The organism is Subtercola endophyticus (assembly GCF_021044565.1).
Classification (GTDB): domain Bacteria; phylum Actinomycetota; class Actinomycetes; order Actinomycetales; family Microbacteriaceae; genus Subtercola; species Subtercola endophyticus.
In genome coordinates, this window is the sequence record NZ_CP087997.1 from 2222398 (window position 1) to 2238403 (window position 16006).

Genomic DNA, 16006 nt, shown 5'->3' on the forward strand with positions numbered 1-16006 from the left:
TTAGCGTATCGTATAGTTTGATGATCATCGAACAATGAACCCACGTGGATGACCGACATGTCTTTTCCGCAGCCGAACGCCGACGACATTCGACTTACCGACATTCTGCGCGCACTCTCTGACCCGGGGCGCGTGAAGATGCTGCAGGTGCTGGCCGACGACGGCTACCATTCCTGTACGGTCGACGAGTTCGGGCTCGACATCACCAAGTCGACTCTCTCGCACCATTTCAAGACGCTCCGTGAAGCCGGGCTCACAACGGTGCTGATCGAGGGGCGGAATCGCCGTATCGCCTTGCGCCGACAGGAGCTCGACGAGCGTTTTCCCGGCCTGATCGATTCGCTGACCAGCGCCGCTGCGGTGGCCGACGTCGATGCGGCACACTGACAATTCGCCAGGCTAACTGCGCGGCGAGCTGACCTTGTCGGGCGAGATGATCAGCATCACCCGCGTCTGGTCGCGCCCGCCGTACCAGGGGTAGTCCGTTCCGAGGTATTTGTGCGCCAGTTCGTTGATGTGATCCGCGGCGCCCTCGGTGCGGGTCTCGATCACGGTACCGCGCACCTGCACATAGCGCGTGGGTTCGTCGGCGTCGGCGATCGCCACGGCGACCCGCGGGTCACGTTCGATGTTGCGCAGCTTCTGAAAACCCGCCACCGTATTGATCACCACGTTCTCTCCGTCGGTGTCGACCCAGGTCTCCGTGAGCTGAGGCGACCCGTCGGGCATGGTCGTGGCGATGAAGCAGAGGCTCGGCTTACGAAGCAGGTCGAGCAGTTCGGGTGAGAGTGTCATAGCTTCAAGTATTGCCGTTCATCCACGGCCCGATCGATTCACCACCGATCGATTCACCACCGATCGATTCACCACCGAGTGATTCAACTACCGAGGGGTAACCATGCTGGGTCTCGAAATACTGGTGATCATCGGCCTCACCATCTTCGGTGGCGGCGCGCTGGCGCACAAACTGCGGCTGCCGCCGCCGCTCGTACTGCTCGTGGCCGGTGCCGTGCTGGGGTTCATTCCGTGGTTCGCGGGTATCGCGCTGCCGCCCGACCTCGTGATTCTGCTGTTTCTGCCGGCCCTGCTGTACTGGGAGTCGCTCAACACCTCGCTGCGCGAGATCCGCCGCAATCTGCGCGTCATCGTGCTCAGCGCCATCGTGCTTGTTCTCGTGACGGCGGGCGTCGTGGCCGCCATCGCACACGGGTTCGGGATGCCCTGGCCCATCGCCTTCGTACTCGGAGCCATTCTGGCCCCCACCGACGCCACGGCCGTCGCCTCGGTCGCCGGGCATCTGCCGCGCCGTAACGCGACCATTCTGCGGGCCGAGAGCCTCATCAACGACGGCACGGCTCTCGTGCTCTACGCCATCGCCCTCGGAGCCGCCGTGAGCGGCACCCCCATCTCGATCGGCGCCGCCACGCTGCGCTTCATCGCCTCGTACGCGTTCGGCATCGCCATCGGGCTGGCGGTCGGGCTCATCGTGGTGCTGCTGCGCCGCCTCGTGCGCGACCGGCTGCTGGTCAACACGCTCAGCGTCGTCACCCCGTTTCTGGCCTATCTGCCGGCCGAGTACTTCGGAGTGTCGGGCGTGGTCGCTGTCGTGACGTGCGGACTCTTGATCTTTCAGACCGGGCCCCGGCTCATCACGGCGAGCATGCGTGAACAGTCGTACGGTTTCTGGCAGCTCAGCACCTTCATTCTGAACGGCGCCCTCTTCGTGCTCATCGGATTCGAGTTGCACACCGTGACCGCGGGCCTTGGCACAGGTTGGGCGCAGACCCTGGGCTTCGGCCTGCTGATCGCAGTGGCCGTGTTCGCCACCCGGCTGGTCTGGTCGAACACCATTCCGTACGTCATCCGGGCGCTCGATCGGCGACCGACCCAACGGCTGCGGCGCGTGCGCTTTCGGCAGCGCATTCCCAACGCCTGGGCGGGGTTTCGCGGTGCGGTGTCGCTCGCTGCGGCGCTGGCGTTGCCCACCACCACGAGTTCGGGCGACCCTCTGCCCTACCGCGACCTCATCATCGCAACGACTTTCATCGTCATTCTGTTCACGCTCGTCGTGCAGGGGCTCACCATGCCCGCGATCGTTCGGTGGGCGCACCTCGACCCCGACCCGACCGAGTTCGACGAAGAACTGCTGGCCGACCAAACGGGCCTGCGCGCAGAGCTGGCCGCATTGCCCGAGGTAGCTGCGCAGTTGAAGACCCCGAAGGAGTCGTCCGATGCCGTGCGGCACATGCTCGAGGTGCGGCTGGCGCGCATCCACCGCGAAGACGGCAATCCTGCCGCGGCCAGGCGCGAGGCGAGCGAGATCGACGCCAAGTCAGACCTGCAGGCCGCGTTGCTGCCGAAAAAGCGCGAGGCGGTCTACCGGTTGCGGCACGAGGGCGTCATCGACGACGTGGTGCTGCGGCGCGTGACGGCTCGGCTCGACCTCGAGGAGCTGCGCCTGGCCCCGCCGCCCGAGGACTAGTGACGGCCGTGGATGCTCGCTCCGGGCATCCACCTGCCCGGCGAGCAGCGCCGCGGCTCAGGCGCTCAGCACAGCGGGCTGGCCGTCGGCCTCTTCTTCGTGCTCGAGATCTTCTTCGACCTGTGCCACGACGTCGTCGGCCGACATGCGGCGACTGACGGCGAAGTAGAAGATCACCACAGCAAAGGCGGCCACGATCAGGGTGTCCCAGTCTGTCGGCAGAATGTTGAGTTCGGTGCTGCCGAAGTTGCCGAGCAGACCGAGCACACACATGCCGAGCAGCCACGGCCAGATCCACAGTGCCGCCTGCCAGCGCGTCTTTGCCAGGTTGATGTTCTTCGCCTTCACCAGGGCCGCGATCACGAACAGAATCTGGCCGATCAGCACGGCGACCGAGAGCCGCCATGTGGCGTCCCAGCCGCCCCAGTAGATGATGAGGTTCGCGAACACGAAGCCGAGCGGCAAGAGGAACATCGGCGCCGGCGCCTTGTAGGGGTGATGGCGTTTCAGGTCGGCCTTGCGCAGCGCCGCCAGCGAGATCGGCGCGAACGCGTACATGATGGCGGTCGCACTGGTGATGTACCCGACCAGCTGCAACCAGCCGGAACCCGGCACGAGCAGAGCGCCGATGCCGAGCAGGCTCGCCAGCACCAGCGACCAGATCGGCACGCCCCGTGCATTGATGCGTGTCAGGGCGTTCGGCAGACCCAGGGCGTAGGAGATGCGCGCCGTGGTGCCGACGTAGATGAGGCCGGTTCCACCGGGGGAGATCACCGCGTCGATGATCAGGATCGCCGCGAGCCAGCCTGCACCGGCCGCGAGCGCGAGCGTGTAGTACGGGCCGTAGTCGCCGGCACCGATGGGGTTCGCCCAGCCGTTCTGAATAAGCGTGGCGGGGTCGAGCGAACCGATGAACGCCACCTCGAGCAGCAGGTACAGCAGAGCACCGATGGCCATCGCCAGAATGATCGCCTTCGCGACATCCTTCTTCGGGTTCTTCGCCTCGCCCGCCATCTGCGACGCCTGTTCGAAGCCTTGCAGCGCGAACACCACGCCGGCGGGGAGTGCGGCGAAGATGCCGTGGAAGCCGAAGGGCGCGAATCCGCCGTTCGCGGTGAAGTTCGCCGGGTGAAAGCTGAGCGTGATGAGTACCACGATGGTCAGGAGCGGAACGAACGTCTTCCAGATGACGATGCCCGTGTTGCTGTCGGAGAGCCAGCGGGCGCCGCCGAGGTTGATGAAGGTGAACAGAATCATGGCGAGGATGCCCACGACGATGCCTTGCGTGGTCAGCGTTCCGTCGACGTTGACGAGCGGAAAGTCGTTCTTGATGTTGCCCACCGAGTTCACGTAGCTCAAGCTGGCCTCGACCTCGAGCGGGGCGATGAACACCGCCTGCAGGTAGGTGACCCAGCCGGCCGTGAAGCCCGCAAAACCGCCGAAGGCGTAGTGCGGGTACCGCGCCGTGCCGCCCGCAACAGGGTACGCCCCGCCCAGATCGGCGTGGATGAGTGCGAGCACCATGAGCATGATCGCGGCTATCACCCAGGAGATGAGCGCCGATCCCCCGGCGAACTTCGCGGCGGTGAGCGCACCGAGCAGCCAGCCCGACCCGATGATCGATCCGAGCGAGACGAACGTGAGCCCCCAGAACCCGACGGTTCGCTTCAGGGCGGGAGAGGATCCGGTCGCCGTGGAGGCAGAGCTTGAGGCGGCGGATGGTGCAGCGGAAGTAGTCATGGCAGCCACCTCAGGTAGGTGAATCACGGGCCGTGCAGAGTTCGACCACAGTACTTCTCTCGATGCCGCGCCGCCAGACTTCGTGCCTGAGAGAACTCACACCTGACATTCGCGAGGAGGGCGCGTATCCTCCGCCCCGTTTGGGGGTGTCTGCCCGCACGACGGCGGTTCGACACGGCGCAACTCCCCTGCGGCCCGGGGCGGGCTTAGGCTTCGGCCATGAAGGTCGTCGCTGTCTACAGCACCAAGGGTGGCGTCGGCAAGACGACGACGGCCGTCAACTTGGCGTGTGAGGCCGCGCGCGACTTTCGGGTGCTGCTGTGGGATCTCGACCCGCAGGGCGCGGCGACCTACCTGCTCGACGTGAAACCCAAGCTCAAGGGCGGCGTCGAGTCACTCGTCGCCGGGCGCACGGCGACGGCGGCTGTCATCCGACCCACCGCGAACCGGCGGCTCGACGTCATTCCCGCCGACGCCGGCTACCGCGAGCTCGACCTGGTGTTCGACGCTGCGAAGAAGTCGGGTGAACGCATCTCGCGAATTCTCGAACCGGTCTCTCGACAGTACGACGTGGTCATTCTCGACTGCCCGCCCGGCGAGTCCGTCGTCGCTCGCAACGCTCTGCACACGGCAGACGTCGTGGTCGTTCCGCTTGTTCCCTCGCCGCTGTCGATGCGCTCGCTCGACCAGGTGAGGGCGATCGTCGCCGAGGCCGACGAACCGGCGCGGATGCTCGCCTTCTTGTCGATGGTCGACCGCCGCAAATCGACCCATCGTGACGCCGTGCGCGACCTGCCGAGAGAGCACGCCGAGGTGAGCAACATCGTCGTGCCGTCGACCGTGGTCATCGAGCGCATGGGCTCCGAACGCCGCGCCGTCTCCGACTACGCCCCCAACACCGAGGCGGCCCGGGCATACAGCGAGCTCTGGGTGCGCGCCGCCTCCCTCGTCAAAGCCAAGCACCGCAAACACTAGCCCGAGAGGCCGTTGACGAAGGCGACGGCCGCCGCGGAGATCTGGGTGCGGGCGGCGTCGTGGGTGATGGTCGGGGTGCCGTCGCCCTGCTGGGGGCCGTAGTCGCCGAAGAAGGCGTGCACTCCGCCTTCGACCACCACGTAGTCGGTGTCGGGCGGCAGCGACGACTTCGAGGCGTCGATCTTCGCGGGAGTGGCGAGTCCATCGTTCGAGCCGGAGATCGAGAGCACCTGGGCGTCGAGTCCGCTCATGTCGGTGGCGGGATACGAGGCGAAGAGCAGCAGCCCCACGACCGGCTCGCTGGCTGCGCCGGCGTAGGCCTGGGCATCCATCGCCGCCACCGTGCCGCCCAGCGAGTGCCCGCCGACGACCCACTGTGTCACCTCGGGGTACTGCGAGCGCGCGGCGTCGAACGCCCCCGTCGAGAGGAACGCGATGCCGAACGGCTGCTTCGGAATCACCACCAGGCGCCCCGCCTCGGCCAACGGTCTCAGTACCGCGGCGTAGGCGCGGGCATCCACCTTCGCGCCGGGCTGAAAGAACACACCGGTGTCGCTGACGGAAGCGCCCGCTCCCGAGGGAGTGAGCACGATCTCGGTCGGCGTCTCGCTGACGGTCACCGCCGAATCGGAGGTCGCCGCATCCGAGGTCATCGCGGCGAGGGCCGGTTGCTGCGCCGACGACGGCACGAGCCACGCGACAATCGCCACCATGATGAGCGACAGAACGAGCAGGATGCCCGTGATCACCTTGTGCCGCCGGTGCACCGGTCGCCGCCGAAGCCACGCGCGCACCGCCACCAGCACGGCCACCACCAACGTCACCGCCAGCAGTACGACGTACGCCGGATGCCCGTGCACGAGCATCGCCCCCGTCGACACCGCCGCCCAGACGGTGACGACCACGGCGAGCGTCGCGACCACCCGCACCGCCCAGAACATGACGGTGTCGCCCCGAGTGACTCGAGGCGACACCGCGACAGACTGTTGGCTCATGCAGCTGAGCCTAAGGGGTTTCTACTTCGGGTCGAGGTTGATGCCCGCCATCGCGAGGTGCCCCGAGTCGACCGGCAGTGAGATTCCGGTGACGTTCGAAGCCAGCGACGAGTTCAGGAACAGCGCAGCGTTCGCGATCACCTCGGGGTCCATGAAACCGGAGCCCTTCAGAATGCCGTACGAACGGCCCGCAGCGAGCAGGTCTTCGCGGGTACCGCCGGGGTGCCCGGCCATCATGTCGTAGCCCTGCTGGTTGTTGGTCATGCCGGTGAGAATCGTGCCCGGGTTCACCGTGTTGGCCCGGATGCCCTGCGGCCCCAGTTCGACCGCGATCGCCTTCATGAACCCCACGACCGCGAACTTGGCCGCCGTGTAGTGCGAGAAGAACGGACCACCCTCGAGACCGTTCACCGAGCTCGTCATGACGATCGAGCCCTGCTGCCGCTCGATCATGTGCGGCACCACGGCCTTGACCGACTGCCAGACGCCCGTGATGTTGATGTCGAGCATCTCCTGCCAGGTTTCGCGGCTCATCTCCTGAACGGGCCCGAGGGTCCAGATGCCCGCGTTCGCGATGAGACAGTCGATCTGGCCGAACTGTGCGATGCCTTCCTCCACGGCGGCATCGAGAGCGTCTTGGTCACGAACATCCGCCTCGATGCTGAGCACCCGGCGGTCGAGCGCCTCGACCTGGCTCACCGTCTCTGCGATGTCGTCGGCGGTGGTGTGCGCGTACGGAACCGTGGCGAACGGTTTTGTCGTGTCGACGAAGACGATGTCAGCGCCCTCCCGTGCCGAGACCACGGCGTGAGCCCGGCCCTGGCCGCGGCCGCCACCGGTGATGAATACTACTTTGCCGTCGAGAAGACCCATATTCGTTCAAACTCCCTTGTGTCATCGTGAGCGCGAAATCTCTTCGCGCGCGCCGCATGTGCTGGCGCACAGGGCACCCCACGGCTGGTCACACAAGCAGCGATCGTCATTGAGGCACTCGGTGCCAAATAACTTACTCCTGCCCCCTCGGGGGCGGTAGCCCTCGTCAGCGCGACGCGAGAAATCAGCGCGACACTCAAAATCAGCGCGACGCGAGAAACGTCAGCGCGAAGCCGCCGAGGGTCACGAGCACCATCAGCACCCCGAACGCGATTCCCCAACGGATGCGCGGCGGCGCCGCCTCGGCACGCACCGACCCCCACATGTAGGCCACCTGGTGCACCCGATGCGCCTGCGCGATCACGTCTCGAGTTCCCGGCAGGGACTCGTCGAGCAGCCCGTCGCGGGCCCGCGCCTCGATGGCGAGCGCCTCCTCGAGCGTCATGGCGTGCTGCTTCGACCGGCTCATGGCTCTCAGAACCCCTCGGTACGCCGGGCACGACGCCGCTCGCGCCACGACATCGCCCGCAGCTCGGCCTCCCGGCGTTCGCGGGCCTCGTGCGCCGCGGTCGCGCGGGCGGAGCGGCGCTCGCGCCAGCGCGCCAGTTCGTCGTCGACGTCGCGCATCGGCGTGATGACCGGAGGGCCGCCCTTCAGCTGCCGGCGCGCCTCGACGATGCGGGCGTTGAAATCGGTGAGCAACTGCCGTGCGGCGTGTTCTGACGGCGCAGCGTCGAGCCGATCATCCAGGGTCTGGTTCTCGGTGCGCAGCGTGAGGGCCGGCGGGCCGAGACCGGTGATGTTCTCGCGCTCGATCTTCTTGCGAATCCACCAGTCGGGGTCGTAGGTCTGCTCGAGCCCGGTGAGCGGCTTGCCGGCGCCCGGCAGGTTGTCGAACGCGCCCGCGCGCATGGCCTGCTGAATCTGGATCTCGACGTATTGCGCGCGTGCCTCCATGCGCGTCTGGCCCGCCACGTCTGCTTCGTTCTCGTCGACCTCAGCGCCAGGCGTGCTGCCGTCGACCTGGTAGCGGGCGACGTTCAGCCGCGTATCGCTGCGCTCGTTGTTGCGGGCCATGCCTCAAGCCTAAATTCGGATTCGCTCGCGCGCACCCCCTTGCGCCTCAACCGCGGTACTTTGGCGCATCCGCAGTGGTTCGAACTACCGCGGGGGCGCCGAAGTACCGCGCCTCGGGCGGGTCACGCCGGCAGCAGCGAGAGTTCCCGGGCACGGCGCACCGCGGCTCCGCGACTCGAGACGCCGAGCTTGGCGTAGATGTGCGCCATGTGCGTCTTGACCGTGCTCACCGAGATGAAGAACTGCGCGGCGAGTTCGGGGGCTGTGAGATGAGTCGGCAGGCACGACAGGATCTCCAGCTCCCGCTCGGTCAACGGATCGGCCAGCGTGACGCTGAGCTGCGAACTGCGCGACTCTGCAACGGTCTGACGCTCGCTCGCGAGCGCTGCGAGCCGATCGACAGCAACACGCGGCGCCGGCCCGGCAGGCGGGTCGAGCGCCACCGACTCATCGGTTGCGGCGGGCGAGGGCAGGGCATCCGGAGCGAAGCGCTGCTGCAGCATCGTCGACAGCACGAACGCGACCCACTCGAGCTGCGTACGCCCGTTCGCCCGGATGCGGGCTACGCCCTCGTGCAAGAGAAGCGCCGCCCGCCCGAGTTCACCGCGCTCGATCGTGACGAGCGTCAGTGCGAGGTAAGCGTCGGCGATCGACGGATGCGCCAGAGATGCCGCCTGGCCGGCGATCGCGAGCGCCTCTCGGCTCAGCCGCTCGGCCCGGGTCTGGTTGCCGATCCACGCCTCGAGCAGCGCGAGCGACCCGAGACCGCTGATGCGCCAGAGCGAATATGCGGCACCCTCGCTTACGAGGCTCCGATCGAGCCACCCTCGGGCCTGCTCGAACTCGCCGGCGAGAAACGCGGCCCGACCGCCCGAGAACAGCACAATCGTCTCGAGGGAACGCCGGTCGCTCAGGTTCAACAGGTTCGGTGTCGGCGTCGGCCCGAGCTCGGCCAGCATCGTCAGCGCCTGCCGTGCATATCGCATCGAGATCTGCGGATGCGCCCGCCACTGCGCGAGCGAGGCGAGAAAAGCCTGTGCGGTGGCCACGAGGCCCGCCGACATCGTGGGGTCGGCGACCACCCGGCGCAGAATGTCTTCTGCCTCGACCGCCTGCCCGTCGACGCCCTTCAGAATGCCCAGCAGCACCAGAATGTCGCCCCGGGTGGCGCGGATGCTCGCGGGCACCTGCTCGATCCACCGCACCACAGTGGCCATCTCACCACGCTCGAACACCGCGGAGCCGCCGGCGAGAATCACGTCGAAGACGCGGTTCCACTCGGCGGCACGCACCAGGTAGCCCACGGCCGCATCGGTCTCGCCCCGGGCCAGGTGCCAGTCCGCGGCACCGAGCACCAGTCGCCGCTCGGCCACGGGGTCTTCTGCCCGCGCGCGGTAGCGCAGCATCTCGCCGAACAGGTGGTGAAAACGAAACCACTCGCGCCGGTCATCCAGTGCCACCACGAACATCGAGCTACGTTCGAGCTCGGCGAGAAGGCTCGTGGTGTCGGCGTCGTCGAACAGAGCGCCGACAAGTTCGACGCTCATCGTGTCGAGCAGCGACAGGCGCAGCAGGGCCTGCCGTCGCTGCGGCGCGAGGGCGGCCAGCACCTCCTCGCCGAGGTAGTCGGCCACCAGGCGGTCGGAGCCGGTGAACGCGGCGACGAAGGTCTCGGAGTCGAGCCGAGTGCGCAGGGTGACTCCGGCGAGCAAGAGTCCGGCCATCCAGCCTTCGGTGCGGCTCACGAGCGCACGCACGCTGTCGGTGCCGATGGTGCGCCCGGTGACGCGTTTGAGCAGTTCTGACGAGTCGGCGAAGCTCATCGCCAGGTCGGCCTGCCGTAGTTCGACGTGGTCAGGGCGCAACCGGTGTCTCGAGGCGAAACCGACATCAGAGCGCGACGCGACGACCGTGTGCACGTTCGGTGGCGCGGAGTCGACGAACCGCCCCAGATCGGTCAGCAGCTTCTGATTCGAGAGGTGATGCAGATCGTCGAGCACAAGTACCGTCTCGCCGACCTCGCTCAGGGAGAGCGTCAGCGCCTCGATCAGCGGCTGGCCGAGCCCGCCATCGCCGAGCGCCACGAGGGGCGCCAGCTCGGAGAAGTCGGGGGTGCTGCCGTCGAGATCGCTGCCTGCGCGCCCGCCGCCTGCGGGCCCGTCCCCTGCGGGCCGGTTGCCTGCGCGCCCGCTACCGTCGAGCTCGGCGAAGAGCCGGCGCGCGAAATGAGCGGCGTCGTCGTCAGCCTCGTCGAGAGCGAGCCACACCACTCGCAGCTCCGGATGCCCGGCCACCCACTGCGCGAGCAGCACGGATTTGCCGGAGCCCGCCTGCGCCACCACCACCGCGAGGGGCGCGCTCAAGACCGCATCGAGCCGCTGGCGCAGCGGAATACGGTCGATGACATGTTCTGGCATGACGCGGGAGGTCACGAGCAAGCGGCTTTCTGATGGCGCGGGTGCCTCCAGTGTGCCAGATGTCGTACCTCTCGTACGATGCGTGGCGCGCGGGCCGAACGTACCGTCTACTTCATCATCCCTTCTGGAGGCATCATGGCTGCGGCACCCTTCGACTCGGCGGAGTTTCCCTTCGCAGATACTCGTGACTTCGAAAACGCCGAGCGCGGTTACCTCGGCACCCTCGACTCGGGTCAGATTCTCAACAGCGCCGGCGAGGCGGTGTGGAACGCCGACTCGTATTCGTTCATCACCGGCGAGGCGCCGCCCACCGTGCATCCGAGTCTCTGGCGGCAATCGAAGCTCGTGGCGATGCACGGCCTCTTCGAGGTCATCCCCGGCATCTACCAGGTGCGCGGGTTCGACCTCTCGAACATCACCTTCGTCGAGAGCGACAGCGGCGTCATCGTCATCGACCCGCTGATCTCCACCGAGACGGCCGCCGCCGCACTGGGGCTCTACCGCGCACACCGAGGCGAGCGACGCGTGGTGGCAGTCATCTACACGCACTCGCACGCCGACCACTTCGGCGGAGTAAAGGGTGTGACCAGTCAGGCCGAGGTCGATTCGGGTGACGTCGCGATCTACGCTCCCTCTGGCTTCATGGAGCACACCGTCGCCGAGAACCTCTACGCCGGAACCGCGATGGGCCGCCGCGCCGGGTACATGTACGGCGCCGCCCTGCTACGAAACAAACGCGGCGGAGTGGGCGCGGGCCTCGGCCAGACGACCTCGACCGGAACGGTCACACTGATCGCACCCACGGTCGAGATCACCACAACGGGCGAGACGCACACCATCGACGGCGTACGCGTGGAATTCCAGATGGCGCCGGGCACCGAAGCGCCGAGCGAGATGCACTTTCTCTTTCCCGACCTGCGAGCGCTGTGCATGGCCGAGAACGCCACTCATACGCTGCACAACCTGCTCACGCTGCGCGGCGCCCTCGTGCGCGACCCGCACGTCTGGGCCGGCTACCTGACCGAAGCCATCGTTCGATACGGCGACAAGGCGGATGTCGCGTTCGCGTCGCACCACTGGCCCACCTGGGGCGAAGAGAACATCGTCGAGTTTCTCGAGACGCAGCGCGACCTCTACGCCTACCTGCACGATCAGACTCTGCGCTACCTCAACCAGGGGTATAACGGGGCCGAGATCGCCGAGCTGATAGAGCTTCCGCCGGCACTGGCCGCGAGCTGGAGTACGCACGGCTACTACGGCAGCATCAGCCACAACGTGAAGGCGATCTACCAGCGATACATGGGCTGGTACGACGGCAACCCGGCCCGCCTCTGGCAACACACCCCCGCTGAGAAGGCCGTGCGTTACATCGATTTCATGGGCGGCGCCGACGAGGTGGTTCGTAAGGCGCGCATCGCCTTCGACGAGGGCGACCTGCGCTGGGCCGCCGAAGTGCTCGACCACGTGGTGTTCGCCGAGCCCGGGCATGCCGCCGGCAGCGCGCTGCTCGCCGACACACTCGAACGGCTCGGATTCGGCAGCGAGAACGGAACCTGGCGCGACGCGTACCTCTCGGGTGCGATGGAGCTGCGCACCGGCAACTTCGGCACGCCCGTCTCCTCCACCTCGGCAGACCTGCTCGCTGTGCTGTCGATCGAGCAGTTCTTCGACGCGATCGCCATTCAGATCGACGGGCCGCAGGCGTTCGACCTGAACCTCTCTATCACCTGGGTGCTCACCGACCCGGGGCCGGCTGCATCACCGCAGAGCTATCGCACCACGCTGAAGAACGGCGTGTTCATCCACCAGCAGGGCGCGTCGAAGCCGAGCGATCTGACCATCACGATGCCCCACGCCGCGATCGGTTCGCTTGCGACGGGGTCGCTGACGGGCGCGATGGATGCCGGACTCACCACCGAGGGCGACGCCACCGTTCTGGCGACACTCTTCGGCGTGCTCTCGCCCGGCGACCCGGCCTTCAACATCGTCACGCCGTAACCGGCGATTCGCGTCGGCGCGGTACTTCGGCGCTCCCGCGGTGGTTCGAACTACCGCGAGAGCGCCGAAACACCGCAGATTCACGCGTTACGGTGTCGGCGGAGCGGAATCCTTCGGGGCCGATTTGGCGGCCTTGGCGTCGGCCAGGCGCTGCGCCTCGAGGGCGTCGGCCTCTTCGCCGGTGACCGCCTCGCCACGGGCGACCATTCCGGCCACGTCAGAGAGTGGAATCGGCTTCAAGAAGAGCGACAGGATGAACGCAATCACCACGAACGGCAGCAGATACCAGAACACCGGCGCCAGCGAGTCGGCGTAGGCCGTCACGATGAGGTCGTGCACGGCCTGGGGCAGCTTGTTCAGCGCGGCCGGGTCGAGGTTCGCCGTCGACGACGCCGCGTCGGAGGGCGAGGCGCCCGACTGGCTGAAGATGACGAGCAGCTTCTCCGAAAGGCGGCTCGTGAACAGGGCTCCGAAGACCGCGACGCCGAGCGCCGACCCGACCTCGCGGAAGTAGTTGTTCGTGCTCGTCGCGGTACCCACCTGCTGCGGCGGAACCGCGTTCTGCACCACCAGCACGATGACCTGCATGATGAGGCCGAGACCGGTGCCGAAGACGAACAGGTACACGCAGATCAGCCAGATGGGCGTGGAGGCGGCGAGCGTGGTCATGGCGAAGACGCCGACGCCGAGCACGACCGTTCCGGCGACCGGGAACGCCTTGTACTTGCCGGTGCGCGAGATGACGATACCCGAGATGATCGAGGCCCCGATGAGGCCGACCATCATGGGCAACAGCAACAGCCCGGAGGCCGCGGCCGAGGTGCCGGACGCCATCTGCAAGAAGGTGGGAATGAAGCCGAGCGCCGCGAACATCACCACGCCGAGCACGAGCCCGATGGCGGTCGGAATGACGAACACGCTGTTGCGGAACAGCGACAACGGAATGACCGGGTCTTCGGCACGCGACTCGACGAAGACGAACAGGCAGCCGGCTACGAGCAGGCCGGCCCCGAACATCCACGTCTGCCCGTCGCCCCAGCCGTGCTTCGAGTTTCCGCCGTATTCGGTGAAGAAGATGAGGCAGGCGGTCGCCGCAGAGAGCAGTAAGACGCCGAGTACGTCGATGCGCATCGTCGGTCGTTTGCTCGGCAGGGTGAGGGCGAACCAGGCGATGACGAAGGCGGCGACGCCGACCGGAATGTTGATGTAGAACGCCCACTGCCAAGTGAGGTGGTCGACGAAGTAGCCGCCGAGCAGCGGTCCGGCGACGGCCGCGAGGCCGAAGATGCCACCGAGCGGGCCGAGGTAACGACCGCGCTGCGAGGCGGGCACGATGTCGGCGATGATCGCCTGCGAGAGAATGATGAGGCCACCGCCGCCGAGGCCCTGAATGGCGCGGAACACCACGAACATCCAGAAGTCCGTCGAGAACGCACAGCCCACCGAGGCGAGAGTGAAGAGCGCGATGGCGATCATGAAAAGGCTGCGCCGGCCGAGAACGTCACCGAACTTGCCGTAGATGGGCATCACGATGGTGGTCGCCAGCAGGTAGGCCGTGGTGATCCAGGCCTGGTTCTCGACCCCGCCGAGCTGGCCAACGATGGTGGGCATCGCGGTCGACACGATGGTCTGGTCGAGGCTCGAGAGCAGCATGCCGGCGATGAGGGCGCCGAAGATGATCCAGATGCGGCGCTGCGTGAGCAGCAGCGGCTCTGCGGCGCTTTTCAGCACGTTGGGTGTGGTCATGCGGCGGTACCGACTCTCGAAACGGGGGTGGCGGGGGCGGGTGAGGCATATCGGGCAGTGCTGTGACGATGCAAGCCCCTACCTGAATGATATTCGACCGGTGGCCGGTATGACAGCGCGGCCCTAGGCTGGGCGCATGACCGACTCGCCCGCGAAAGTCGCCGCCATCGTGTACAACCCCATCAAGGTCGACCTCGCCGTGTTGCGCAAGAACGTCGAAACCGAGGCCGCGGCCGCCGGCTGGGGCGAGACGCTCTGGTTCGAGACCACTGTCGACGACAGCGGCCAGGGCGTCACGAAGCAGGCCCTCGAACGAAATGTCGACCTCGTCATCGCTGCGGGCGGCGACGGTACCGTGCGCGCGGTCGCCGAAGGGATGCACGGCTCGGGAACCCCGCTGGCTCTGTTGCCCAGCGGCACCGGCAACCTGCTCGCCCGCAACCTCAAGCTCACGCTGAACGACATGCCGGTCTCGGTGCGCACCGCCTTCGTCGGAGACGACCGCCCCATCGATTTGGGGCTGATCGACATCGAGCGCACCGACACCACCCGCGACCGGCACGTCTTCGTCGTCATGGCGGGCATGGGCATCGACGCGAAGATGATCGAGAACACCAACGACGACCTCAAGAAGAAGGCCGGCTGGATCGCCTACATCGGCGCCGTCGTGGTGTCGCTGCGCGACAAGCGCGAGTTGCACCTGAGGTACACGCTCGACGGTGTGAAGGGCCGCCGGCACACCGCGAACACCATCATCATCGGCAATTGCGGCTCGTTACCCGGCAACATCCTGTTGCTGCCCGACGCCGTGGTCGACGACGGGTTGCTCGACGTGCTGGTCATCCGCCCCGCCGGGTTCTTCGGCTGGGTGCGCGTATGGACGAAGGTCGCCATCATCAACCGCGGCCGCGGTGGCGCTTCTGGCGGCGACACCGCCGGGCAAGACCCCGCGCCCCGCAACCGCAACGACCCCGAACTGCGCTACCGCACCGGCAAACGCCTCGTGGTGCGGCTGAGCCGGCCCGAGCTGATCGAGATCGACGGCGACACCCTCGGCGAGGCGACCGCGTTCAACGCCTGGGTCGAGCCCGGCGGTCTCACCGTGCGCGTTCCCGCGACTCTTCCGGCCTGACCGGTCGAGAGCCGCCACTCTGCCGGCCTGACGGTCCGCGTGCCAGCTACTCTTCCGGCCTGAAGTCCGCCAGCTCGAACACGGCTTGGTCGGCCTTGCTGAACGCGAACCGCAACCGGATGATCGCGCCGAAGACGATCGGATGCTTACGCCGCACGATCGAGGCCCCACGCGCGTGGTCGTCGCCCGTGAGGCGCCGGGCGGTCGCCAGCCGCACCGGGCCGGTGGCCTTTCCGCGGTTGGTGCCGGCCGACACCTTCACGGTAGGAAAGTTGCGAATGCGCTTCGCCTTGCCCGACTCCCCGTCGGTCATCACGTAGATCACGTCGCCGCTGCGCGTTGGCGTCACCGGAGTCGCCACCCAGCTGCCGTCGCGCTTCTGCGTCTGCAGAATGATCGCCGACCCCGTCGTCACCACATCTAGATCTGCTGCAGCCATGGCCGCCTCCCGCCCTCACTCGAATGTTACGCGGTAGAACCGTCGGAGCTGACGCCGCATCCCCGCGTATTGTCGCCATGTCGCCGCTGCTCCGACGTAAGCGACACCGCGGCCCTCGCGCGCGCCACGCGA

Annotated in this window: 14 protein-coding genes; 5 read left to right on the plus strand and 9 right to left on the minus strand. The window is 67.1% G+C overall.

Annotated elements, in window-relative coordinates; genetic code table 11:
* Positions 1 to 48: 48 nt before the first annotated feature.
* A complete protein-coding gene (locus tag LQ955_RS10390; RefSeq protein WP_231024472.1) occupies positions 49 to 387 on the plus strand; it encodes an ArsR/SmtB family transcription factor in 339 nt (112 codons plus the stop codon).
* A 12-nt stretch (positions 388 to 399) separates the two neighbouring features.
* On the opposite strand, the gene LQ955_RS10395 is transcribed toward LQ955_RS10390, so the two are convergent.
* Complete coding sequence (locus LQ955_RS10395; protein WP_231024473.1) at positions 400 to 795, minus strand: PPOX class F420-dependent oxidoreductase; 396 nt, start codon at positions 793 to 795, stop codon at positions 400 to 402.
* Between the two features lie 103 nt (positions 796 to 898).
* Between LQ955_RS10395 and LQ955_RS10400 the strand changes: the two genes are divergently transcribed.
* Complete coding sequence (locus LQ955_RS10400) at positions 899 to 2482, plus strand: Na+/H+ antiporter (RefSeq protein ID WP_231024474.1); 1584 nt, start codon at positions 899 to 901, stop codon at positions 2480 to 2482.
* A gap of 57 nt (positions 2483 to 2539) precedes the next feature.
* Here LQ955_RS10400 and LQ955_RS10405 read toward each other — a convergent pair whose 3' ends face one another.
* A complete protein-coding gene (locus LQ955_RS10405; RefSeq protein WP_231024475.1) occupies positions 2540 to 4222 on the minus strand; it encodes an APC family permease in 1683 nt (560 codons plus the stop codon).
* A gap of 219 nt (positions 4223 to 4441) precedes the next feature.
* Between LQ955_RS10405 and LQ955_RS10410 the strand changes: the two genes are divergently transcribed.
* Positions 4442 to 5197 (plus strand): ParA family protein, encoded by a 756-nt coding sequence (locus LQ955_RS10410; RefSeq protein WP_231024476.1) that lies wholly within the window; start codon positions 4442 to 4444, stop codon positions 5195 to 5197.
* Here the strand turns inward: LQ955_RS10410 and LQ955_RS10415 are convergent.
* The 5 genes from LQ955_RS10415 to LQ955_RS10435 form a co-directional block, all read right to left on the minus strand.
* Positions 5194 to 6192, minus strand: a complete 999-nt coding sequence (locus LQ955_RS10415) for an alpha/beta hydrolase (protein WP_231024477.1) — start codon at positions 6190 to 6192, stop codon at positions 5194 to 5196. The two genes, LQ955_RS10410 and LQ955_RS10415, sit on opposite strands and share 4 nt — an antisense overlap.
* A gap of 21 nt (positions 6193 to 6213) precedes the next feature.
* A complete protein-coding gene (locus tag LQ955_RS10420; RefSeq protein WP_231024478.1) occupies positions 6214 to 7065 on the minus strand; it encodes a mycofactocin-coupled SDR family oxidoreductase in 852 nt (283 codons plus the stop codon).
* A 202-nt stretch (positions 7066 to 7267) separates the two neighbouring features.
* A complete protein-coding gene (locus tag LQ955_RS10425) occupies positions 7268 to 7534 on the minus strand; it encodes a hypothetical protein (protein WP_231024479.1) in 267 nt (88 codons plus the stop codon).
* A gap of 5 nt (positions 7535 to 7539) precedes the next feature.
* Positions 7540 to 8142: a DnaJ family domain-containing protein gene (locus LQ955_RS10430; protein WP_231024480.1), complete on the minus strand. Its 603-nt coding sequence runs from the start codon at positions 8140 to 8142 to the stop codon at positions 7540 to 7542.
* A 122-nt stretch (positions 8143 to 8264) separates the two neighbouring features.
* Positions 8265 to 10559 (minus strand): helix-turn-helix transcriptional regulator, encoded by a 2295-nt coding sequence (locus LQ955_RS10435; RefSeq protein ID WP_231024481.1) that lies wholly within the window; start codon positions 10557 to 10559, stop codon positions 8265 to 8267.
* 135 nt (positions 10560 to 10694) lie between these two features.
* Here LQ955_RS10435 and LQ955_RS10440 point away from each other — a divergent pair, with 135 nt between their 5' ends.
* Positions 10695 to 12557, plus strand: a complete 1863-nt coding sequence (locus LQ955_RS10440) for an alkyl/aryl-sulfatase (protein ID WP_231024482.1) — start codon at positions 10695 to 10697, stop codon at positions 12555 to 12557.
* An 87-nt stretch (positions 12558 to 12644) separates the two neighbouring features.
* Here the strand turns inward: LQ955_RS10440 and LQ955_RS10445 are convergent, their stop codons facing one another.
* Positions 12645 to 14303, minus strand: a complete 1659-nt coding sequence (locus LQ955_RS10445; RefSeq protein WP_231024483.1) for an MDR family MFS transporter — start codon at positions 14301 to 14303, stop codon at positions 12645 to 12647.
* A 136-nt stretch (positions 14304 to 14439) separates the two neighbouring features.
* Between LQ955_RS10445 and LQ955_RS10450 the strand changes: the two genes are divergently transcribed.
* Positions 14440 to 15435 (plus strand): diacylglycerol/lipid kinase family protein, encoded by a 996-nt coding sequence (locus LQ955_RS10450; protein ID WP_231024484.1) that lies wholly within the window; start codon positions 14440 to 14442, stop codon positions 15433 to 15435.
* Between the two features lie 46 nt (positions 15436 to 15481).
* Here LQ955_RS10450 and LQ955_RS10455 read toward each other — a convergent pair whose 3' ends face one another.
* Positions 15482 to 15874, minus strand: coding sequence for a PNPOx family protein (locus tag LQ955_RS10455; RefSeq protein WP_231024485.1), 393 nt, complete (start codon positions 15872 to 15874; stop codon positions 15482 to 15484).
* Positions 15875 to 16006: the final 132 nt, after the last annotated feature.

Excerpts from the sequence above, each read along its gene's own strand:
- LQ955_RS10455 (WP_231024485.1), bottom strand. The coding sequence starts at position 15,874 with ATGGCTGCAGCAGATCTAGATGTGGTGACGACGGGGTCGGCGATCATT.
- LQ955_RS10400 (WP_231024474.1), top strand. The coding sequence starts at position 899 with ATGCTGGGTCTCGAAATACTGGTGATCATCGGCCTCACCATCTTCGGT.
- LQ955_RS10435 (WP_231024481.1), bottom strand. The coding sequence starts at position 10,559 with ATGCCAGAACATGTCATCGACCGTATTCCGCTGCGCCAGCGGCTCGAT.
- LQ955_RS10425 (WP_231024479.1), bottom strand. The coding sequence starts at position 7,534 with ATGAGCCGGTCGAAGCAGCACGCCATGACGCTCGAGGAGGCGCTCGCC.
- LQ955_RS10395 (WP_231024473.1), bottom strand. The coding sequence starts at position 795 with ATGACACTCTCACCCGAACTGCTCGACCTGCTTCGTAAGCCGAGCCTC.
- LQ955_RS10410 (WP_231024476.1), top strand. The coding sequence starts at position 4,442 with ATGAAGGTCGTCGCTGTCTACAGCACCAAGGGTGGCGTCGGCAAGACG.
- LQ955_RS10440 (WP_231024482.1), top strand. The coding sequence starts at position 10,695 with ATGGCTGCGGCACCCTTCGACTCGGCGGAGTTTCCCTTCGCAGATACT.
- LQ955_RS10420 (WP_231024478.1), bottom strand. The coding sequence starts at position 7,065 with ATGGGTCTTCTCGACGGCAAAGTAGTATTCATCACCGGTGGCGGCCGC.
- LQ955_RS10405 (WP_231024475.1), bottom strand. The coding sequence starts at position 4,222 with ATGACTACTTCCGCTGCACCATCCGCCGCCTCAAGCTCTGCCTCCACG.
- LQ955_RS10415 (WP_231024477.1), bottom strand. The coding sequence starts at position 6,192 with ATGAGCCAACAGTCTGTCGCGGTGTCGCCTCGAGTCACTCGGGGCGAC.
- LQ955_RS10445 (WP_231024483.1), bottom strand. The coding sequence starts at position 14,303 with ATGACCACACCCAACGTGCTGAAAAGCGCCGCAGAGCCGCTGCTGCTC.
- LQ955_RS10390 (WP_231024472.1), top strand. The coding sequence starts at position 49 with ATGACCGACATGTCTTTTCCGCAGCCGAACGCCGACGACATTCGACTT.
- LQ955_RS10450 (WP_231024484.1), top strand. The coding sequence starts at position 14,440 with ATGACCGACTCGCCCGCGAAAGTCGCCGCCATCGTGTACAACCCCATC.
- LQ955_RS10430 (WP_231024480.1), bottom strand. The coding sequence starts at position 8,142 with ATGGCCCGCAACAACGAGCGCAGCGATACGCGGCTGAACGTCGCCCGC.